The following is a 22,451-nucleotide window of genomic DNA, read 5'->3' on the forward strand; positions in this document are numbered from 1 at the left end:
GAAAAATTCAAGCCGCTCTTTTTAACTTATTCGGATAATTTCTTTTTAGCGTCGCCAGTTTTATCTTCTACTTCGCCTTTAGCTTTTTGAGCTTTACCTTCTACTTGTTTGCCTTTATCATCTGTTGCTTTACCGAACTTGTCTTTTGCGTCACCTACTACTTTGTCTTTAAGTCCTTTTGCTTTGTCTTTCATGCCTTTATCTTCGCTCATTGATATTGCCTCCTAATTAGAATATTTTCTAATGAAGAATTCTTTATCTCCATAGTAGTGTTTTCCACAGTTTAGGAAGCTAAAACATCTTTTTTAAATAGAATGGATAGTTCGATTTGTCTCAGCCGCTTCAAATATGGCTTCAATCAATTTTAAAACTTGATAAACTTCTTCATTTTGAACGATTGGTTCACTCGTATTATTTAAAACATCGACAAAATTATTATAAAAAGATGGAGCTAATTTGGCAGGTGCTGGAAGCGATAATGTATTGGTTGCTTCTTCGCTTGGTGGTGCCATTGTTTTTGTAAGCCCTTGCCCTGCTTTAATTGGCGTTGGCTCAGACGTTTTAGCGAGTGCGGTTGGTTTGACGATTTCCCCGCTTAAATCCCAGTCGTGGATAATTCCAGTTCCTTCTGTACCTTTGACATACCAGCGAGGTAATTTAATGAAGTTCGTTGTGCCTACCTCAATTTGAGCGGTAATGCCATTTTCGAAAGTAATGAACGTGACGAAGCCATCATCGACTTCATCCCCAAGCGCAAAACTTAGATTAGCAGATACAGATTTCACGTTACTATCTACTAGGAATAACAATTGGTCAAGTAGATGCACACCCCAATCAAGTACCATCCCGCCGCCATGTGCTTTCAAATGACGCCAATCTCCTGGAATACCATTTGCTCCGTGGACACGTGATTCTAAGTGGAACATTTCACCGATCGTTTTTTGTTCAAACATTTCTTTAATAATCAGGAAATCTTCGTCCCAACGTCTATTTTGATGCACCATAAAATGTTTATTTACTCTTTTAGCCACGTCCATAATTGCTAGTAAATCTTCGCTTGTCATTGTCACTGGTTTCTCGCAAACAACATGCTTGCCTGCTTCAAGTGCAGTAATCGCCAGTTCTTTATGGCTATCATTCGGTGTCGCGATAAGAACTGCATCTACTTTTTCATCCGCTAAAACCGCTTCAAAACTTTCATAGATTTTCAAACCTTTTTGGGCAGCGGCTTCACGTTTTTCTGCTAGAATGTCGAATACACCGTGAACTTCCAAATTATTAGCAGCCGATGCAAGCGTTACATGATAGCTTCCCATCCCGCCGTAACCAATAATTACTAATTGATATTTTTTCATCCTAAGACACCCTTTCTTATCGTTAAGCCCACCACATATCCAGTGGTTTATCTTTAATTAAAATCGATTGTAAGTTTGTAACAGCACGGTCGAATCCTTCATCAATCGACATTAATGGATCTTCGTGCTCGATGCTGACTACATAATCATAACCATATGTTCTAAGCGCGCTCATAATGTCCGACCATTCTGTCAAACTGTGCCCACAACCAACCGAACGGAATGTCCAACTTCTCGTTTGTACATCACCATATGGTTGCATATCCGTTAAACCGTACATATTAATATTATCTTGATCTAAATACGTATCTTTAGCATGGAAATGATGAATCGCTCCAGCTTTTCCTAAGATTTTGATAGCGCCAACTGGGTCAATTCCTTGCCACCACAAATGACTTGGGTCTAAATTAACCCCGATAGCATCATTTGTTTCTTCCCGCAGTTTTAAAATGGTATATGGCGTATGGCATAAGAAACCACCATGCAGTTCAATACCAATTTTAACGCCACTGGCTGCTGCAAGTTCGCCAATTTCTTTCCAGTAAGGGATTAATTTTGTTTCCCATTGCCAAGTTTTAATATCGCTATAAACAGTTGGCCAAGGAATAACCGGCCAGTTCGGCGCTTTGGCATCGTCACTATCTCCCGCTGTTCCCGAAAATGTATTAACAACCGGAACATTCATTAAAGAGGCTAGTTTGATTGATTTGCGCAAAATTTCATCAGATGCAGCCGCTTCCTCTTTATTAGGAGAAATCGGGTTATCGTGGCAACTAAAAGCACTAATTGTTAATCCTCGACTAGTAAATTTTTCTAAATATTCCTTCCGCGCGGCTTCACTCGCTAAAAGTTCATCGGTTGGACAGTGATGATTTCCAGGGTTCCCGCCCGTCCCGATTTCGACAGCATCAAGTCCTGCCGCCTTTACTTTATCTAACATTTCATCCAATGATAAATTTGCAAATAATGGTGTAAATACGCCTAATTTCATGTTTATTTCCTCCCTATTTTTTCAAGTGGTTGGTGATTTCCGTATGCCGGATAATTCTTCCGACCTTCCGCGCACCAATGTACGCCGTTAATAATTACTTGCTGAATATCCGGATGGTGATAGGTTGGATAGGATTCATGGCCTGGTTGGAAGTAGAAAATCCGACCATTTCCTCGTTTGTAGGTAATCCCGCTTCGGAAAACTTCGCCGCCTTCAAACCAACCTAAGAAAATTAGTTCATCAGGTGTCGGGATATCAAAATGCTCGCCGTACATTTCTTCCTCGTCCAACTCGATAAATTCACCAATCCCTTTTGCAATCGGATGCGTCGGGTCAACTACCCAAAGGCGCTCTCTTTCATTTGCTTCACGCCATTTTAAATCACAGCTTGTTCCCATTAGGCGCATAAAGATTTTCGACATATGACCAGAATGTAGTACGACAAGTCCCATGCCTTCTAACACGCGTTTTTGCACACGATCGACAATTCTATCTTCTACGCGGTCATGCCCCATGTGTCCCCACCAAATCAGTACATCCGTATTCGCTAATACTTCTTCAGTAAGGCCATGTTCTGGTTCTTCTAAAGTAGCTGTGCCTGCCTCAATGCCTGCTTTTTCTAGAAAGCTAGCGATTTGCCCATGAATTCCATCCGGATAAATAGCCAACACAGCATCATCTTCTTTTTCATGTAAAAATTCATTCCATACTGTTACACGTGTCATATTAGTTCTCCTCCAATACATTCGCTAAATACGTATAACCTTTGGCCACACTTGTTAGCTGATCTTGCGTAAATGCTTCTTGTTCAATAATCAGCCAGGTTGTTCCAGATTGAAGCGCCGTTTTAACAAAACCAGGCACATCCAAAACACCTTCACCGATAATAGTGCTTTCCTTGTTTGCTCTCGATTTATCTTTAATATGAATTAGTGGTACCCGGTTACGATATTTTTCGATAAAAGGAATAACCCCAATTCCCGCATACTCAATCCAGTAAGTGTCTAATTCTGCAACCATCTCTGGTACATTTTTAAGTAAACTGTCCAAAATAATTTCGTCATCTAATTTATCTAATTCGTGAGCATGATTATGATAACCAAAATGCATCCCAGCTTGTTGAATAGTTGTTGTAATTTCACGAAGTCTGCCGCCGAATTCAAGCCATTCTTGCTTCGTTTTAAAATCTGCATATGGGCAAATAATATATTCATTTCCCAATTCGCGTTCGAACAAAATGACATTTTCTAAGTCTGCTTCAAGCTGTTCTTTACTAATATGAGATCCTGCTACTTCTAGTCCGAGTTCAGCCAATTTCGCTTTAATTTCACTAGCGGATTTACCGTAATAACCAGCAAACTCCACACCGTCATAACCCATTTCCGCCACTTTTTCTAACGTTCCAAAGAAATCATCTTCACAAGCTTCCTTAACACTCCACAACTGTAACGCAATTTTTGCTTTCATAAAGGCACTTCCTCCTTAATTAAAATAAACTGGTTGTCCTGTTTTCGATGATTCATAAATAGCTTCTAAGATTTGTGTTACAACAAGTGCTTGTTCTGGTTTTACAACAGGATCTGTATTTTTTTCAATTGCTTCTAACCATTGTTCTGCTTCGATTAACGCTGGGTCATCACCAGTTCCATCATAAAAATCAACGCCGCCTGCTTCTAATTGAATTTTCTTTTCATACATTTGGCTGTGCGCTTCGCCGTTAATTCGTAAACCGTCTTCCATATCTGCGCCGCCTTCTGTTCCCGATAGAGACGTTCTTGCTTCACCGACATCGAGTGTGTTAAGCGCCCAACTTGCTTCTAATACTATCGTCGCGCCGTTTTCCATTGTGATAAAACCAAACGCGGAATCTTCTACAGTAAATTTATTTGGATCCCATGAGCCCCATGCATTTGCTGCATTTTCTTTTTTGGCAAGTTTATGATAACTGTTTCCTACTACATATTTCGGTTTATAATTGTCCATCATCCAAAGCGTTAAATCAAGCGCATGTGTTCCAATATCAATAAGTGGTCCGCCACCCTGCGCTTCTTCATCTAAAAACACACCCCAAGTTGGTACAGCTCGGCGACGAATCGCTTTTGCTTTTGCATAATAGATATCGCCTAGTTCGCCGTTCTCGCACACTTGGTGCAAGTAATCCGAGTCTTTGCGGAATCTATTTTGGTAACCAATTGTTAGTTTTTTTCCTGTACGATTAGCAGCTTCAATCATGCTTTTCGCTTCTTCGGTTGTTTTTGCCATTGGTTTCTCGCACATAACATGCTTTCCAGCTTCCATAGCCGCAATAGAAATTTCTGCATGAGAAATATTTGGTGTACAAACATGGATGACATCGATGGATTTATCTTGGAGTAATTCTATATAGCTTGTGTATACGCTTGCATTTTCACTACCAAATTCTTTTGCTGCGGCTTCCGCTTTTTCTAAAACGATATCGCAAAAAGCAACCATTTCTGCTTTCTCAGCTTTTAATAAACTTGGCATATGCTTCCCGTTTGCAATGCCTCCACAACCTATAATTCCAACTTTTAATGTCATAATAAAAAACCTCCAATAGTTTTGATAGTTACATCATACAAAACTACTAGAGGTAAATCTTCCTATTTTATTGCTTAATTATTCCCGTATATTGTCTTTCTGTATTTTAATGGTGCTACACCCATTGCTCGTTTAAAGGCATGATGAAAGGTTTTTACACTGCTAAATCCTGCTAGTTCGGCCACTTCTGTAACAGGGAAAGCTTCATTTAACAACATCCATTTTGCTTTATTCAGGCGGTAATCATTTAAAAAAGTCACAAACGTCATACCAGTATTTCGCTTGAAAAATTTTGTGAAATAGTACGTGCTAAATCCAGTGTAATCAGCTACTTCTTGTAAGCTGACCGGTTCTTGATAGTGTTTCTCGACATAGGAAAAAATTTGATCTAATTTATGTAATGTTTCTTGAGATTTTAAGACTGCATCTTCTGAAATCACACTATCGGGTTGAGTTTTGATTTGAGGAATTTCCCGGTATATCAAGCCGATAATCGCTAGTAGGTCTGCTTTTAGAATATAATGCTTCCCAGGCTTTTCCCCGCTTGACTCAGAATGGATATTCATAATTAAAGATTGCATTTTAGCAACCGTCTCTTCTGGCCATTCCCTGCTCAAATGTGCCATTTCTGTAAGCATTTCGCGCAACGTTTGCATTTGGCCATCCATTTGCATTTCTTCTTGAAATAAACTTAAATCAAATTGGATAACGATGCGCTCACTACTCGGCGAAGCTAAAAAATAATGCACATCTCCGCCATTTATTACTTGAATTTCTCCTTCTTTTAATTGAATTGGCATATCATTAACGCCAAGATTAAGGCTACCTTTTAGCGCATAAATAATTTCAATCTCTTTGTGCCAGTGTGGATAAACAAGAACTTCCCCTTCATTAATAAACGAACGAAAAGGAAAAGCTTTATTTAATTCTGGAATTTCCAAGTATTCGCTCATAGTGAAACTCCTTTTTTTCTTTCATTTTAGCATAAAAAAGAAGACAGCCGTTAAACTATCTTCTTAAGTTTATAAAATTAATGATTCATAGGGAATTTCATTAAAAAGTTTTTCTACATTTATAACAACAGGTATTTTAGTATTTAATAGGTAATCTTCTTTTTTTAGTTCACTTAGAGTTAAGCTAAGATACTCTCTTGTAATACCCATGAATTTAGATAAAAATGTAGTAGATAATTCTTGCGGGATTTGAATGTTATCTCCATTGGAAATACCATATTCATAACCAATTGCAGCAATCAAGTGTTTTACGCGATCTTTCACTTTAAGCGTATTAAGCAAACAGCGACGTTGCAGTATCATAATTTCTTTTTTCGCTTGATAAAGCATAAATTCTTCTACACTAACATGCTTTTCTACCATAAAAATGAAAAAATCTCTATCTACTGCCGTGATGACGCTAGAACTTGGCGAGAGTAATTGAGCACCAATATTGCGTTTTAAATCAGAAGACATAAAAGATGAAAAATTACAGACATCTCCAGGTTTTAGCAATTGATCGTACCCAATATAGTCATCTATTTGTGTTCCTTTCATAACAATACCCTTTTCAACAAAGTAGATACCTGTAACAAAATCAACATCAAACAGTTCATTTTTAGAAAGTTTAATACTCATACTATGCTTAGCAAAATCTCCAGACTTCTTACAAAAATGAAGTGGATTGGTCAAAATTTCATGTTGTCGTTTTTCTAATGTGTTCATTGCAAATTCCTCCTCTAAAGTATAATATCACACAATGAAAACACCCTAGAGAAGGAATAAGCTAAATAAAATAACGTTACTATCATAAAAAAAGAACTTTTTCACTATTTGTTCATTAAAATCAACTTTTTTTGGGCATAATATGTCTAAATAAGTACTTTTTGTGACATTTTTTCTATGCTTTTTTTAGGTAATATTTTAACTTTTCCACCTTTTTTAACGTAAAAATCAATATATATTAAGTTTTGTTCTTTAAAGTATGTCTATTTTTTTTATGACCCACGGTTTGTGACTATCATCGAGAATTCCTTCTTTTCGTAGTTTTAGTACAATAATATTCGTATATTCTCGAGTAGTATTCGCATATTGGGCTAAAATAGAATTATTGATTTCATCAGGCAAAATGAATTCCTTATCCTTTGTTACTCTGCCCATGTACAGACCAAGCTCTTTTAAGCATGCTCTAATACGAAGTTCTTTCTTCATAAAATTACGCTTACTAGCTTTAAAATAAACTTTTCTTGTATAAAGTAAGTTAGATAATAGATATTTCGCTTTTTGACCCGATTCATCCAAAACACGTTCCACAAAATCAGGATCAAGTACCCAACAATGAACTTCTGTCAAACTACGCAGTACGGACTCCTCTGGTTCTTCTTTAATAATCGGAATTAAATTAATTGCTATTTCGCCACCAACAAAGCTAATAATCCCAGAATCTCCATATTCATTTTGGAGGCAATAAGAGAAGTATCCGCTTTCGACTAAGTATATTTGGAAACCTTTCGAATTATTCATCTTGATTTCTTTACCTCTAGGAATAATTTCTTGATAACAATAATCATGAAAGTAGTAATCTTTTTTTAGTAATTGTAGTAATGCTTTTGGCGTTGTTTCTTTGAAAATTTCCTCATCTGAATGCATTTTCCAACATCCTTTCCATTGATTACAAAAAAACTGCAGAATAAATGCTTCTGCAAGTTCTTTTTTAGTTAAAATATGGGTTTGTTTTCTTTTCATGACCGATAGTGGTTGCATCACCATGACCTGAATAGGCTGGGAAGTCATCTGGAAGTACAAACAGTTGTGTTTTAATACTATTTATTAACATATCGAAATCTCCTGTGTATAAATCCGTACGACCGATACTACCTTTAAACAAAGCGTCGCCAACTACGACAAAATCATCGAAAATAAAACTAACGCTTCCGATAGAATGCCCTGGTGTCGGTACTACTTTAAAACGAAAACCTTCTATACTATATTCACCTAACGTAAATTCATTTTCTGCCGGTTGCGCTATAATTGCTTTACCAGCTATGTGCGCAGATAAATTTAATTCTGGATTGGATAACCATTCTTGCTCTAGTGGGCTAACATATACTGGAATATTATATGTTTTGCGAATCTCTTCTAAAGCACCAATATGATCATAGTGACAATGAGTTAACAAAACTGCCACTGGTTTTACTTCAAGTTTTGCAATTTCTGCTTCAATTTTACTTGCTTCATCGCCTGGGTCAACAATTAAAGCTACCTTATCTTGATAAATGATATAACAATTTTCTTGGATTATTCCTGTCATGATTCGTTTGATTTTTGTCATTTCACTTCCGCCTTTCTTCACATTCATCATTATACCTAAAAAGCCACCTTACTTCCATCAATATTCCTTGTTTGTATTCACTTCCGAGATATACTACAATGAAGAAAGAAGTTTAAAAGGAGGAATAAAAATGACTGCAAAAATGTTACATACATGTATCCGCGTAAAAAACCTAACAGAATCGATTACTTTTTACGAAAAAGCATTAGGACTTAAAGAAGTTCGCCGCAAGGACTTCCCGGATTTCGAATTCACATTAGTATATATGGCGTTTGAAGAAGGCGGTTTTGAACTAGAATTAACGTACAACTACGACCAAAAAGAAGCCTACGATTTAGGAAATGGTTATGGTCACTTAGCAGTTGGTGTTCCGGACGTACATGCTTTATTAAAAGAACACCAAGAAGCTAGTTTTACTGTGACAGATTTAAAAGGACTACCTGGCGAAGATCCATTCTATTATTTCTTAACAGATCCAGATGGTTATAAAACAGAAATCATTCAAGATGGCGCTTTATAATTAGAAGAACTGGAGAAGCTTAATGGGAAAATATTTTATTATAATTTTGATCGCACTAGCAATTAATGGAATCAGTATTTTATTCCATAATGATATAGCAAGCCTTATCGCTGTCATCATTACAGCTGTTCTACTTATTTATTTGATGGTAGACTTAACAAAAATGTATCGACGTAAATAAAAAAAGAGTCAGCAAAATCCACTAGGATATTACTGACTCTTTTTATTATTGAATCACTAAATTGCTTGCAACTTGTTTAGATTCTTTCATGAGGCTTTCGATAATATCACTAGTGGAACGAATTTCTTTTAACATACCACAAATTTGTCCAGCCATAACTGAACCATTCTCAACGTCACCTTCATGTACTGCTTTTCTAAGAGAGCCAAGTGTTAATTCCTCTAATTTGTCTCTGGAGGCATTTTCGTTTTCTAGTTCAACATATTTTTGAATCATTGGGTTTTTAATACTTCTAACTGGCGCACCATTGCGACGACCTGTTACAGTCGTACTTGTATCCGTTGCGTCAAGTACCGCTTGTTTAAAGCTAGCTGGAACCGGACATTCCTCAGCAACAAGGAAAAGTGTGCCGATTTGGACACCGCTTGCGCCTAACGCATAAACAGCTGCCATTCCGTGACCATCTGCAATACCGCCTGCTGCAATGACAGGAATATTTACTGCTGAAACAACTTGACGAACGAGTGCCATCGTTGTTGTTTCTCCGACATGTCCCCCTGCTTCTGTCCCTTCTGCAACAACAGCGTCCACACCGATTTCTTCCATTTTTTGAGCAATTTTCACAGACGGGATAACGGCGATAACTTTAATTCCAGCTGCTTTAAATTTTTCCATAAATGGTTTAGGCGTGCCTGCCCCAGTTGTAACAACTCGCACATCTTCTTCAATAATAACATCGACAAGTTCTGGACAATTTGGCATCATCAGCATGATATTTACAGCGAACGGTTTTGTTGTCTTTTCTTTACAAAGGCGAATTTGTTCTCGTAATGTGTCTGCTGACATTCCACCTGATGCGATAATTCCTAGCCCACCTGCATTTGATACCGCGGAAGCTAATTCATATGTGGCAATTTGTGCCATTGCCCCTTGTAAAATTGGATATTTGATTTGTAGCATTTCAGTTAAACTCATTTTCTTTTCTCCTCTCTATTTTTACGCTAATTCTTTAGTTGGTTGTTTTTTCTCACGTAATTTATAAACAATATTAATGCAAAGTCCTACAGCAGCAAGTGCGATAGCTATATAGAAAGCTTGTGTGAAGTCGCCACCGTTTTGACCGGCGATTTGCGCTGCCATTTTTGGTGCAAAGAAGGCCGCTGTGGAATAACCAATGAAGACGATTCCGTAGTTGACGCCTTGATTTTTCGAACCGTAATTTTCCATAACGATAGACGGGAAAACGCCCATTGTTCCACCAAAGCAAAGTCCAAGTCCAATAATTCCGATAACAAATCCAACAACAGATTGAAGCGTTGCAAGTGCTAGTAAAGATAAAGCAATCACTGTATAGATAATCATCAATGTATTAGATCTACCTAGACGGTCAGATACAGCGCCCCAAACTACTCGACCTAAACAGTTGCTTAGTGAATAAATACTAACGTAAGCAGCAGCCGATGCAGCCGTCAAGCCAAACATATTTTGACCAATTAAGGATGCATTAGAAGCAATCATCAGACCGGAAAATGCGCCAATACCTAGCATTAAAAGAATCAGATAAAAAGTAACTGTTCGAACCATTCCCGTCCAAGGTACATTTACCATACCAGCTGCATTATTAGCAGGCGGTGTCCAACCTTTTGGTGCATAACCAGCTGGTGCGACGCGAATAAGGAAACTACATCCAATGACAACTGCGATATAAACAGCTCCCATAATTTTAAATGCTGTCATTACGTTATATGTTTCAATTAAGTGGTTCGCAATCGGTGCAGCAATGATTGTCGCTCCACCCATTCCTGCAGTAATAAGTCCAGAAGCAAGACCACGTTTATCTGGGAAAAGACGAATCGTGTTACTAAGACATCCTGAATACGCAAAACCTTGTCCAAGCCCAGCAAGGACACCATAAGACAAATAAAGCATCGTCGTTGAAGTAGCAAATCCTGTTAACGCAAAACCAAGCCCAAACAGGATTCCCCCAATTAAAATAGCCCATTTTGCTTTCCCTTTATCCGTTAAAATCCCACCTAAAATAGTTGGAATTGGTCCAATCGCCGCATTAATTGTAAATGCCATCATAACTTGCGGAATTGTCCAACCGTGAGCGGCACTTAGCGGTCCAGCAAAAACACTAAATGCATATACCGCACCGGTACAAAGCAGAACACCAACAGAGCCAATTAAGACTCCCCAACGGTTTATTTCTTTTGTCATATAGATACTCCCTCTCTTGTTTGTTTTTCAATAATAGTTTTTAAGCCGCCCCATTGTTCACTAAACATACCGCTATCCATTACTTTTAAATCACTCGCAATAACAGGTTCGAATTCCATTTGTCCAAGGATATCTTTTTCTAAATCTACTCCTGGCGCGATTTCTGTTAGAACCATTTTGCCATTTTCTAAACGGAATACAGCTCGCTCTGTCACATAGAGGATGATTTGGTCGGTCGTTGAAGCGTATTCGCCACTAAATGTGATTTGTTGAACTTGTTTGATAAACTTTTTAGCTTTTCCTTCTTGTAAAATCTCTAATTTTCCGTCAGCTACACGCGTCTTTAATCCACCTGCTGTAAAAGTTCCGGCAAAAATTAATTTTTTCGCTGATTGGGAGATATTAATAAATCCACCGCAGCCAGCAACTCTTGAGCCAAACTTGCTGACATTCACATTACCGGATTCGTCGGTTTGCGCCAAACCAAGTACGGATAAATCGAGTCCTCCACCATCGTAAAAATCGAACTGCGAATGATGATCGACAATAGCTTCACTGTTATAAGCATGACCGAAATCTGCTAAACCTGCTGGAACACCACCAACAGAACCAGCTTCCGTTGTTAGTATTAATTGATCACTCACGCCCTCTTCCGCTGCTACAGTTGATACGTTCACCGGAATTCCTACACCTAAATTTAGAATAGTTTGTGGTTCTAGTTCTGCTGCTGAACGACGCGCAATTACTTTACGGTCATCTAACGGAAGTGGCTCAATATCTCCAAGCGGAACTTGAATATGCCCTGAAAAAGCTGGGTTGTACTGTGTATTTTCAGTTTGGAAATGATTTTCCGGTTCTGAAATAATAATATGATCAACCAAAATTCCTGGAACTCTAACATCTTTAGGATTAAGCGATCCTTTTTTCGCAACAGATTCTACTTGAGCGATTACAATTCCACCTGAATTTCGAACTGCCTGTGCAATTGGCAAGACTTCCATATGTAAGCCTTCTTTTTCTAACGTTAAGTTCCCAAATTCATCAGCCACAGTTCCGCGAATGAGCGCAACTTGAATTGGGAAACTTGGATAAAATAGCCATTCTTCGTCGTGAATCGTCAATAGCTCTACTAAGTTGTCTTTAGAACTCGCAGACATTTTTGCCCCTTCAATACGTGGATCTACAAATGTTCCCATGCCAATTTTTGTAATCACGCCTGGCCGTTTAGCTGCAATTTCACGATACAGTTGCGTAATTACACCTTGTGGTAAATTGTATGCTTCACATTTGTCTTCTTCAATTAGTTTCGCCATTTTAGGAGAAGCAATCGCAATTCCGCCAATCCAGCGTTTAATTAATCCTTCATGTCCCCAGTGACTCATTCCTTTTTCCCTGCGATCACCAAGCGCACTAGCATGCATAACTGTTAGATTACGCGGTGCCCCTTCTTCTAAAAAACGCTTTTCAACCGCGATAGCCATTTCTTCATTAACACAAGCTAAACCGAAACCACTAAAAGCAACAGTATCGCCATCTTTTAATAATTTTGCTGCTTCACTAGCTTTTATTACTTTTGACAAATTCCTCACTCCTCATTGTTCAATTATTCACATATATTTGTAATGACATGCAGTTCTTTATAAAGCAACTTCCGTGCCAACATCAAAAATGGCTCTATAAAGCACTTTATAAATTCAAATATTATTTATTGTCGCAAAAAAGAGACGTCAAAATGATGGTTTTTACAAACAGAAGTCGCGAAAATGCAACAAAAAAGGCCTAATCGCAAAATCCGATTAGGCCTTCTATTTAATGAAGTGTTTTTAGTTTTCGATATAAAACAGAGCGGTGAATTCCAAGCACACTGGCCGCTTTTGTCACGTTTCCATTACTTTCTTCGAGTACTCGCAATATAAAATGTTTTTCCACGTCTTGCAAATAATCTTTCAAATAAAGTGAGTCTTTTTTTGTTTGTTCTTTAAAATGTAAGTCTAGTGCGAAATCATCTATTTCTGCAACAGTCACTTCTTTATTTCCAGACATAACAACTAATCGCTCAATCTGGTTTCTAAGTTCACGAACATTTCCTGGCCAATTATGAGAAAGTAATTCTTTCGTTTTATCGCCACTTAACTGAAAATCTTTTTGGTATTTTTGATTGAATTTTTGTATGAACTGACGTGCAAGACCAATAATATCTTGCGGTCGCTCTCTGAGTGCTGGAATGTGAACCGGCACAACATTAATACGATAATATAAATCACGCCTAAATGTTCCTTTTTCAACCATTTCCCCAAGGTTTCGATTGGTCGCTGAAATCAGTCTAAAGCGGCGTTTCGTTTCGGTTGTTGAACCAAGCCTTCTTACCTCTCCAGTTTCAAGCACTCGGAGCATTTTCGCTTGTAGCTCTAGTGGCATTTCAGAAATTTCATCTAAAAATAATGTGCCACCATCAGCTAGTTCAAGCATCCCGGGTTTTTCAATATCCGCACCGGTAAATGAACCTTTTTCATGTCCAAAAAGCTCAGATTCAAATAATGCTTTTGGGATTGCCGCACAGTTAATCGAGATAAAAGGTCCAGCAGCTTGTTCACTTTTTTCATGAATATAGCGCGACAAGACTTCTTTACCAGTACCGGACTCCCCGTATAATAAGACTTTACTGTCAAACGGAGCGATCTGGTTGCACACACGAACTATCTGCTTCATCGCGACGCTCTCTGCTACTATCACAGTGCCATCATTTTCTTTATAATCCTCAAGAAGAAGCGACTCTTTATTCCCCGAAATTGCCTCACCACGCCATGTTTTAAAACTATCTGGTTGCGTTTCATCTGACATAGTAACAACTAAATGCACCGTGCCATCAGGATAAAGTATTGGCGTAGAAGTCGAGCGGATGCTAAAACCTTTCTTCGTATTGATCACTTTTGTTTTCTTTTGTTTTGTGCGGATTGCTTCTAGTGTGACAGAATCATTGTATACACCGTCTTCCACTAGGTCTCTTACATTACAACGAAGCAATTCTTCGAGCGACATTCCAACTGTGAGCGCAGTGAATTTATTAGAAATTAAAATATTACCATCTGCATCCGTGACAAAAAGTGTCGTTGGCATGTCCTTATTTAATTCACCAAATGACTGTACTCCCAGCAAGTTATCCATTAAGTCAAACATTAAAAGCTCATCCTTTTGGACTAGTTTCCTAGTTATTTGCTCATCATTACACAATCTATTATAACATAAGCTATCTACTAGAAGTACTCGTTTTTTTGCGACAAGCTAATTTTCATCTGCAATACATACTCGGTTTCGCCCGGTTAATTTTGCTTTATACAGCGCTTCATCAGCAGATTTAAATAATCCTTCACTTGTATTAGCACCATCTTTACTACTGCTAACCCCAACGGAAATTGTAATTTTCACTAGTTTTCCACTCGGTATCATAAAATCGTGATCTTCCGTTTCTTTTCGCACTTGTTCAGCAAAAAAATTACCTTTTTCAATCGGACAATCTAATAAGACAATGGAAAATTCTTCCCCGCCGTTTCTAAATGCCTCAGAACCATCTGATGTGTTTCGTTTTAAAATAATAGCTAATTGTTTCAAAATGGCATCACCAGCGTCATGGCCGTATGTATCGTTAATATTTTTAAAGTAATCAATATCGATTAACATTAATGTCACTTGCCTACTTCCATCGTCCATTACATGGTTGATTTTTTCATCAAATTGCCTTACATTTGATAACCGCGTCAGATAATCGAGCGTAGAGTCTTGTTCGTATTTTTGAAACAATTGCTTTGATTTAATCATATTCTTCATTAAACCTGCGGAAACAGCGCCAATTACAAGCGCGATCGATACAAATATAAACATATTTATCCAGAAGTCTGGCTCTTTTGCTAAAATCAAATGTAAGTTAACGACTACAAAACCACACGCAATAATATTCAAAATAAAAACGCCCCAAATATTATATTTTTCTAAGCGTTTGCTGAAAAGAGCTGTTATAATGCCAATCAGCATCATGATTACACCAGCCATCATCGCTGCAGAATTCACTGAAATTAAAAATCGTGAAGTTGTAATAATGACCGCCGAAACAATTGCCGGAATGGGCCCGCCATAAAAACCCACCATAATAATAGGGATATGACGCAAATCAACAATTACATTATTTGAAATCGGTATCCCAAAAATCATTAGCGCAAATCCTAGTAGCCCTGCCCATACGCCTATCACCATTTTTCTATTTATCGATAATTCTTTCGTAATTGGTTCTTTATAGACTAAAGAAATAATATAAAATCCTGCGAGTAATATCGCTGCATTACTTACCAACTGTTGAACCAAAAAGCATCCCCGCCTTTCACTTTGTTATTTAATACCCCATTATGCTCACAACTATTCATTCTCTCTACACAAAGAAACAACCCCTAAACGCGAAGTTGTTAAAAAATATCCATCTTTCTATTTTCTCATAAAAAATCCGCAAAAGAAAATAATTCTCTCATGCGGATTTTTTATATTTTTAGTAAGCTGTCCAACCAGCGTCTGCTGTAATTACCGTCCCGTTTACAAAACTAGCATCATCCGAAGCTAAAAATAGAGCTACTTTGGCGATTTCAGAAGCATCACCAGCTCGAGGATTTGTTCCCATTCCAATCATAGCTCGTTCTTGCCCAAATTGATCTGGAGCATAAATAGTAGTACCAATATTTGTATTTACAGCTCCAGGTGCTATAGCATTACAGCGAATATTTTTATTAGCATACTGGAAACCAACATTTTTTGTAAAACCAACGACAGCATGTTTAGAAGCTGTATACGCTGCCCCTGCTCTTGAACCAAACAAACCTCCAGCAGATGCGATATTAACGATAACCCCTTGTCCTTTTTCTTCAAAGATATGAAGTGCTTTTCTAGTTGCTCGCATTACACCAGTTGTATTTATCGCAAACACTTTATCCCAAAGTTCATCAGTTAATTCGCCGGCTGGAACAAAATTATCCATGATGCCCGCATTGTTTACTAAAATATCTAACGTGCCGTATGTCTCAGTAGCTTTGTTAATCATGCTTTCAATATCGTCTTGTTTCGTGACATTCGCAACAACCGCAAGTGATGTACCTTGTTCTTTTTCAATTAACGCTACTGTTTTTTGTGCCGCTTCTAAATTTAAATCCGCAACAACAACCTTCGCCCCTTCTTTCGCAAAAAGAATCGCAATTTGTTGCCCCATTCCAGACGCTGCACCAGTTACTACGGCTACTTTTCCATTTAATTTCCCCATTGTTATTTCCTCCTTCACTTTTGTTAAGCTAAAAAGGATAAAATTTCTCTCCTTCTTATTTTAATTATAGCTCCGATATAAAGCGCTATCAATATGTAAAGAAAGCCTGTTTTGTTGATTAAGCAACACTTTTGCGTTATATGTATAGTAGTAGGAAATTTTCTCGGATGGGAGTTTCAAATGATGGATAGAAGGATTAAAAAAACAAAACAAGCCTTAAACCAAGCTTTATTTACTCTTCTTGATGAAAAAACTTTTCAACAGATTACGATTACGGATATTGTTACAGTAGCAGATGTTAATCGAGGCACGTTCTATAAACATTACCGTGACAAAGAAGAACTTTTAGATAGTATTATTGATGAAGTGCTGGCTGATTTACAAAAAGCGTATCAAGACCCTTATACACATAAGACGCCTTTTTCCATTCAAACACTTACACCTTCCATGATAAAAATTTTTGATCATGTATACGGTCATCAAGCTTTTTATACACAAGTTATAAAATCGACAATCCGTCCCAGTTTTCAAAATCAAGTTTGTGACGTTATTCGGGAACTGATTTTAAATGACTTTGATTATTCAGCTGACAGTTCGAGTATAGAGCCCTTGTTACTTGCATCTTATCAAGCACATGCGATTTTCGGCATGATTGTTTTTTGGGCAGAAGAAAGTTTTGCTCATTCACCGGCGTTTATGTCAGAGCAACTTCTTCATATTATTCAGACTAAAAATCCAATCTTATAATTCTTACATATTTGTTATATTATTTTCCTTCTTTGTAACTTGAAACGAGGGCTTCATAATCCTAGTCTTGCTATAATAAAGACATCTTAGAAAGGTGTGTTGATTATGAATGATCATCGTATTTTAAATGCTTTAAGTTATTTTAGTATCCTATTTGCACCTGTTATTGTGCCAGTATTGATTTGGATTTTTGCTAAATCAGAGGATGTTACTCATCATGCTAAAGTTGCATTACTAACTCACATTATTCCGACTATCGCTGGTGTTCTATGTTTCTCCAGTGTTTTCGTTACAGCTTTGACAAATGGCGGCTTACTCGCAAATGTATCATTTTTCGTTACCGGTAGCTTATTTATATTTACACTAATAGCTATTGTTGGACTGTTTATCTTTAATATTGTTCGAGGTATTCAAATGCTTTTAACGAAAAATGAAGAAGATGCTTGGATTTAAATGAAAAAGCTATCCTAAATTTCTTAGGATAGCTTTTTTTTATTTTATTTGTTTAGGTTTTTTTAAGAAGAATACTCCAGCAACACTAACAAACAATCCAATGAATAGCATTGTATAAGGGAACTCATCTCCTGTAGAAGGAAGTTTTCTCTTATTATTTGTTGATTTGTTTGTTGTTTTAAAGTTTTGTTTTATAGGTTTTGGCTCTGCTACTGTAGCTGATTCTGTTAGCTGTTCTGTTGGTTTTGATGGTTCAGTAGGTTCCACAATAATCGGCATTGCCTTTTTCTCATAAACAAAGGTTATTTCTTGTGAAGTTTCTTTATACATACCTTTTTTGTTAGCGGAATCTTTAACTAATGTGTAGCCAACGATTTCTTTAGCTTTCACATTGTATTCTTCATCAACATTTCCAGTATGCATTTCCTCATCATTTAATTGATTGCCCTCTACATCTATAAATTTAACTATAATTGTACCAATTTTTTTCTTGTTGGTTTTGGTTACATTAGCCGCTTCTGTTTGGTTAAAATCAATCGTGAAATGAACTGGTGCCGCGTCTAATTGGTAACCAGTTGGGGCTTTGGTTTCAATTAATTTATAGTCGCCTGGTGCCAAATCAGCTACGCTAATTTCTCCATTATCATCTGTTACGAGATTCTCGCTGACTAATGCTCCGTCCTCGTTTCGCAACTCAAATGTGGCGTCAGCTAGCTCGGTATTTGTTGCGCTATCTTTTTTCGTTAGCACTACCGTGCCTGTTTTTGCTGTGTTGGTTTTGCTTACTTTCGCTGCTTCTGTTTGGTTAAAATCAATCGTGAAACGAACTGGTGCCGCGTCTAATTGGTAACCAGTTGGGGCTTTGGTTTCAATTAATTTATAGTCGCCTGGTGCCAAATCAGCTACGCTAATTTCTCCATTATCATCTGTTACGAGATTCTCACGGACTACTGTTCCGCCCTCGTTTCGTAACTCAAATGTGGCGTCAGCTAGCTTGGCATTTGTTGCGCTATCTTTTTTCGTTAGCACTACCGTGCCTGTTTTTGCTGTGTTGGTTTTGCTTACTTTCGCTGCTTCTGACTGGTTAAAATCAATTGTGAAATGAACCGGGGTCGCGTCTAATTGGTAACCAGCTGGTGCTTTGGTTTCAATTAACTTATAGTCGCCTGGTGCTAAATCGGTTATTTCTATATTACCGCTCGCAGCTGTTGTTAGTTTTTCTTTTAGTTTTGACCCAGCGGCGTTTTGTAATTCAAACTCGGCATCTGCTAATACTTCATCTGATGCACTGTCCTTTTTCGTTAAAATAACCTTGCCTTTTTTCATAGCATTTTTGATGGTTAAAAGAAGTTCCTCACCAGATGAATTAACAGTAATTTCTTTTCCTTCTTTGTATTCATCGCTAATGTTGTATCCTTCTGGAGCTTCTGTTTCAACTAATTTATACTTCCCAGATTGTATACCATCTAGTAGAATTTCACCTTCTGAATTAGTTTTTATTTCTTGTCCAGATTTTTCACCATCTAGTGTGTAAAGCTGAAATTTTGCGCCTTCTAATTTCTTCGTAGTATCGTCTTCATCCACTTTTGTGATTTTAATCGTGCCAATCGTTGCAATCCCTGATCCAGATCCCACTGTAAAGACTGGTGATACTGCTGCATTTCTTTTTTTAAAGAACATTGGAACATTACTAAAATCTTCTGCTTCCACCGTCGTTTCGTTAGAAATTGGTCCTGAAAGTAAACTTATTGTGCTGTAGCTTACTTTTATTGGCGCCATTGCAGTATAGTTTTTAAATTGAATGGTAAAGGTATTTCCTTCAAAAATAATATCATAATTTTCTTCGTTTATCGGTTCGTTCGTTTTTGTATTAATTACCTGAAAACTATTTTTAATAAACTGAGCGCCCGTATTTCCTTGTTCCAATCGATTGGTAATAACCGGATTAGACAGTGTTCTTTCTGGAGAAATATTCAAGAGTTCCATATTCCAGTTCACTTTATTTCCATAGACATTATCTATGTTTCCAGCTACCTTAATAACTTCATTTTGCAAAAAAGCAAACTCTTTCGTCTCGTATATTTGTTCATCTGCTCCATTATCTGAGACGATAGCTTTATTGTTTACCCACTGTGAGAAGAACCAATTATCTTTTGGTTTTGTTTTATATTTAACAAATACACGATTAGTATCTAAATTACCAAATTCCAAATGTATTTTATTGGCTGATGTGTCTATTTTGGTTGGATAATTAGCATCCCCAACTTGTGCTAAAGTCCCTTTTATCTCTAGAGGAATACTCAAGTCGGTCAGCTCGGATGAATTAACTACATTACGATACTGTAAAGATCCTTCAACAAAGGTTGTACCATCTAAAAATTCATCATCTAAAACCAATTTATCATATTTTTTCCCCATTGCATTGACAGATACAATCCAATTTATTTCACCAGTTGCCGGATTCCATTTACCGACCTTCCCACCGTTAGCTAAAATACTAGTTTCCGGTGTTGCTTCTGCCTTTATTGTTTCTGAATACTGGGTTAAACTACCGTCAAAATATGAAAACGAGGCTTTATTATCTAGCGTTTTTGCTCCATCAGTTAAATCAATTTTTGTTTTCATTTTCACAACAATTTTATTATCTGTTGTCGCATAGTTACCGATAAGTTTAATTTTAAACCCAGCTGGCGAGACGTCTTTTTGGATGGTAAAGTCTCTACCTTCTGTTAATAATTTGTAGCCTGAATCAGAAGGATAAGCGTACACATTGTAGCTGACTAAACTTTTTACACCTGTAGAAAACTCGTCAACGATATTAATGTTTTGCATATTAATACCTTCCGAATTAACTGTAATAGTCCAATCCATTGTATTATTATAATAATCAATCTCTCCAGCTTCTTTATTTAGTAAGTCTGGCTTGAAATCAAAGTTTTCTGTTGCTTTAACACCTTTTTCATCCGTTACTTCATTTTTAATTTTTCGTGGACTAAAATCGGTTAGTTTTGTAGAATACGTTACTTGATATGCTTTTTCATCAGTTTTCTTGTAGTTCATATTAAAACTACCGTTGTCTGATATAGTCGAAACAGTCCAATCATTAGACGCATCATCGCCTATTACTGCTTCTCCTGATTCTTCATTAAAAGTGACTCGCTTAATCTTCAAAGAATCTGCAACATAACTAACATTATCGTCTGTTAATACATCTGTTAAAACCGTACCAGGAGTCAAGTTTGCTAAATCATAATTAACATTAATTGTCCAATCAATACATTGAGTTACAGGGTTATAAACTGCTTTTTTAATTAAATGATCATATGCTTTTATTGTTACTGAAATGGTCATACTTCCATTTGATAACATGCCAGAACTTCCAACTGTTGTTGCTGAAGTCCCGATAGTACTCAAAGACGAATTTGTCTTATCAATGGAACGCTCATAGGTAACTTGATACCCTTTTGCTTTTAGACCTTCTTTTAATTTAATTGTTAATCCTGAAGGTGCATAAATCAATTCATAATCTGTATTCTCAGTAAGTAATTGCTTTGAGCCAATGAATGTTCCTTTAGCACTAATATCTGTTGAGTAGACCTTAATACTATTCCTATTAATAATAGTCGAACCCCCGTAAGCAGTATCCGATAGTCTAAGTTCGCCTAGCTCACTAGTTTCTTTAGTTAAATTAAATCTCGCATCCACAGTAGCTTTATCCGGATTGACTTTACTCGGCATCGCTTCTAGCATTACCTGTGTGGCTTTGTCTACTTCAGGAATAATCTCTAACTGGTAAACTGTATTACCACCCGCTGTATTAAACACCGCTACCTGACTAGTTTTTTCTGTCTCAGAGAAACTTTTTAAAGCAGTACTAAGCTCAATATCATAATTACCTTCTTGCACACCATCTTTAAAAAAAGTAATGGTTAATTCACGTGTGCTTGCATTCAAATCCCATTTCGCTTCAGTTGAAGGTAAGAAATCTCCTGTTAAATTAGTCGTTCCAAAGTTGAATGAATCTGGTAAAACCGTTTTAAATGTATCTCCAGCTTTGTAGTTTTTCCCTGAGAAAGTAAAATTCATTTTCAGAACTACTGCTCCGCCATTTTTTATACGGTTAGTCGCACCAAGTTCATTTCCAGTTCCATTTTCCACCTTTACTGCAGTAAAAATATTATCTGTTATAACTGCTTTCAGATTCCCTTTTTTAGAGGGTTGTTCTGTAACAGATGGAGTTTTTTCTGCCTCTTTTTTTGTTGAACTAGAAGTTATAGCCTCTTCTTTATCAGCTAAAGTGACGTTATAAGTTTGTTCGTCTAAAGTATATCCTGGAGCAGCCTTCTTTTCCTTAACAATATATTCTCCTTCTGAAAGTGAATTTTCTATAATTGTCCCGTGTTCAGTTATAGAAACTTCTTTTGTTTCTCCAGTTTTTTTGTTTTTAATTTCAAAAGAAGAACCATTGATTTTTTCTTTTGTATCTTTATCTTCTTTGATTATTTTAAGCGTTATCATTGTTGTTTTTTCATCAACAATGGTTGCTAATACAGGCGACACGTTTTGAAAAACGAGTAAACCAATAATTGCAACGATAAAAAAACCTCTCCATTTCACCATATATTTCATTAAGCTGTTTTCCTCCTATGCAAGTTGTGTCTGTTGTATAAGACCTATGACTTGTTGAATTATAACAATGGGCGAGAAGTCGAAAATGTTCTTAAAGAACAACAAAGCGGATTTATTGTGTCTTTTTAGTGAACAAAAAAGTATGTTTTTTGCTAAAAATATACTTTTTCAATACA

General features: G+C 37.0%; 21 protein-coding genes. 4 read left to right on the forward strand and 17 right to left on the reverse strand.

What is annotated here, in order from left to right:
• Window positions 1-26: 26 nt before the first annotated feature.
• From LMOATCC19117_RS11075 to LMOATCC19117_RS11120, 10 genes are all read right to left on the reverse strand, one after another.
• On the reverse strand, window positions 27-212 hold the full coding sequence (locus tag LMOATCC19117_RS11075; protein WP_003722282.1) for a CsbD family protein: 186 nt from the start codon (window positions 210-212) through the stop codon (window positions 27-29).
• Window positions 213-305: 93 nt separating this feature from the next.
• Window positions 306-1,355: a Gfo/Idh/MocA family protein gene (locus tag LMOATCC19117_RS11080; protein ID WP_003724576.1), complete on the reverse strand. Its 1,050-nt coding sequence runs from the start codon at window positions 1,353-1,355 to the stop codon at window positions 306-308.
• 22 nt (window positions 1,356-1,377) lie between these two features.
• A complete protein-coding gene (locus LMOATCC19117_RS11085; protein ID WP_003724577.1) occupies window positions 1,378-2,346 on the reverse strand; it encodes a sugar phosphate isomerase/epimerase family protein in 969 nt (322 codons plus the stop codon).
• Window positions 2,347-2,348: 2 nt separating this feature from the next.
• Entirely contained in the window at window positions 2,349-3,071 is a 723-nt protein-coding gene (locus LMOATCC19117_RS11090; protein WP_003730881.1) for a ThuA domain-containing protein, read from the reverse strand.
• 1 nt (window position 3,072) lies between these two features.
• The gene (locus LMOATCC19117_RS11095) at window positions 3,073-3,813 is read right to left on the reverse strand and encodes a sugar phosphate isomerase/epimerase family protein (RefSeq protein WP_003730880.1); all 741 of its coding nucleotides are present in this window, start codon (window positions 3,811-3,813) and stop codon (window positions 3,073-3,075) included.
• Between the two features lie 15 nt (window positions 3,814-3,828).
• Complete coding sequence (locus LMOATCC19117_RS11100; protein ID WP_003724580.1) at window positions 3,829-4,905, reverse strand: Gfo/Idh/MocA family protein; 1,077 nt, start codon at window positions 4,903-4,905, stop codon at window positions 3,829-3,831.
• Window positions 4,906-4,979: 74 nt separating this feature from the next.
• Complete coding sequence (locus LMOATCC19117_RS11105; RefSeq protein WP_003724581.1) at window positions 4,980-5,858, reverse strand: AraC family transcriptional regulator; 879 nt, start codon at window positions 5,856-5,858, stop codon at window positions 4,980-4,982.
• A 69-nt stretch (window positions 5,859-5,927) separates the two neighbouring features.
• Complete coding sequence (locus LMOATCC19117_RS11110; protein ID WP_003724582.1) at window positions 5,928-6,623, reverse strand: Crp/Fnr family transcriptional regulator; 696 nt, start codon at window positions 6,621-6,623, stop codon at window positions 5,928-5,930.
• Window positions 6,624-6,875: 252 nt separating this feature from the next.
• Entirely contained in the window at window positions 6,876-7,547 is a 672-nt protein-coding gene (locus tag LMOATCC19117_RS11115; RefSeq protein WP_003740772.1) for a Crp/Fnr family transcriptional regulator, read from the reverse strand.
• 64 nt (window positions 7,548-7,611) lie between these two features.
• A complete protein-coding gene (locus LMOATCC19117_RS11120; protein ID WP_003727860.1) occupies window positions 7,612-8,229 on the reverse strand; it encodes an MBL fold metallo-hydrolase in 618 nt (205 codons plus the stop codon).
• Between the two features lie 130 nt (window positions 8,230-8,359).
• Here LMOATCC19117_RS11120 and LMOATCC19117_RS11125 point away from each other — a divergent pair, with 130 nt between their 5' ends.
• Window positions 8,360-8,749: a VOC family protein gene (locus LMOATCC19117_RS11125; protein ID WP_003734385.1), complete on the forward strand. Its 390-nt coding sequence runs from the start codon at window positions 8,360-8,362 to the stop codon at window positions 8,747-8,749.
• 22 nt (window positions 8,750-8,771) lie between these two features.
• Window positions 8,772-8,930 (forward strand): hypothetical protein, encoded by a 159-nt coding sequence (locus LMOATCC19117_RS11130; protein ID WP_003724585.1) that lies wholly within the window; start codon window positions 8,772-8,774, stop codon window positions 8,928-8,930.
• A 45-nt stretch (window positions 8,931-8,975) separates the two neighbouring features.
• Here the strand turns inward: LMOATCC19117_RS11130 and LMOATCC19117_RS11135 are convergent, their stop codons facing one another.
• The 6 genes from LMOATCC19117_RS11135 to LMOATCC19117_RS11160 all read right to left on the reverse strand — a co-directional run bounded on the left by LMOATCC19117_RS11135 (window position 8,976) and on the right by LMOATCC19117_RS11160 (window position 16,446).
• The gene (locus LMOATCC19117_RS11135) at window positions 8,976-9,905 is read right to left on the reverse strand and encodes a DUF561 domain-containing protein (RefSeq protein WP_003724586.1); all 930 of its coding nucleotides are present in this window, start codon (window positions 9,903-9,905) and stop codon (window positions 8,976-8,978) included.
• A gap of 21 nt (window positions 9,906-9,926) precedes the next feature.
• On the reverse strand, window positions 9,927-11,150 hold the full coding sequence (locus LMOATCC19117_RS11140; RefSeq protein WP_003734384.1) for an OFA family MFS transporter: 1,224 nt from the start codon (window positions 11,148-11,150) through the stop codon (window positions 9,927-9,929).
• Window positions 11,147-12,730: an acyl CoA:acetate/3-ketoacid CoA transferase gene (locus LMOATCC19117_RS11145; RefSeq protein WP_003727859.1), complete on the reverse strand. Its 1,584-nt coding sequence runs from the start codon at window positions 12,728-12,730 to the stop codon at window positions 11,147-11,149. Before LMOATCC19117_RS11145 ends, LMOATCC19117_RS11140 begins: the two co-directional genes overlap by 4 nt.
• A gap of 229 nt (window positions 12,731-12,959) precedes the next feature.
• On the reverse strand, window positions 12,960-14,327 hold the full coding sequence (locus LMOATCC19117_RS11150) for a sigma-54 interaction domain-containing protein (protein WP_003724590.1): 1,368 nt from the start codon (window positions 14,325-14,327) through the stop codon (window positions 12,960-12,962).
• A 105-nt stretch (window positions 14,328-14,432) separates the two neighbouring features.
• Window positions 14,433-15,506, reverse strand: a complete 1,074-nt coding sequence (locus LMOATCC19117_RS11155; RefSeq protein ID WP_003734383.1) for a GGDEF domain-containing protein — start codon at window positions 15,504-15,506, stop codon at window positions 14,433-14,435.
• A 178-nt stretch (window positions 15,507-15,684) separates the two neighbouring features.
• Entirely contained in the window at window positions 15,685-16,446 is a 762-nt protein-coding gene (locus tag LMOATCC19117_RS11160; RefSeq protein ID WP_003724592.1) for an SDR family oxidoreductase, read from the reverse strand.
• A 183-nt stretch (window positions 16,447-16,629) separates the two neighbouring features.
• On the opposite strand from LMOATCC19117_RS11160, the gene LMOATCC19117_RS11165 reads away from it, so the two are divergent.
• Both LMOATCC19117_RS11165 and LMOATCC19117_RS11170 read left to right on the forward strand, forming a co-directional pair.
• The gene (locus LMOATCC19117_RS11165; protein ID WP_003724593.1) at window positions 16,630-17,193 is read left to right on the forward strand and encodes a TetR/AcrR family transcriptional regulator; all 564 of its coding nucleotides are present in this window, start codon (window positions 16,630-16,632) and stop codon (window positions 17,191-17,193) included.
• Between the two features lie 105 nt (window positions 17,194-17,298).
• Window positions 17,299-17,646: a DUF4870 domain-containing protein gene (locus tag LMOATCC19117_RS11170; protein ID WP_003724594.1), complete on the forward strand. Its 348-nt coding sequence runs from the start codon at window positions 17,299-17,301 to the stop codon at window positions 17,644-17,646.
• A 39-nt stretch (window positions 17,647-17,685) separates the two neighbouring features.
• Here the strand turns inward: LMOATCC19117_RS11170 and LMOATCC19117_RS11175 are convergent, their stop codons facing one another.
• Entirely contained in the window at window positions 17,686-22,275 is a 4,590-nt protein-coding gene (locus tag LMOATCC19117_RS11175) for an MSCRAMM family protein (protein WP_003734382.1), read from the reverse strand.
• Window positions 22,276-22,451: the final 176 nt, after the last annotated feature.

Origin of the sequence: Listeria monocytogenes ATCC 19117 (assembly GCF_000307025.1) — a bacterium.
Classification (GTDB): Bacteria; Bacillota; Bacilli; order Lactobacillales; family Listeriaceae; genus Listeria; species Listeria monocytogenes_B.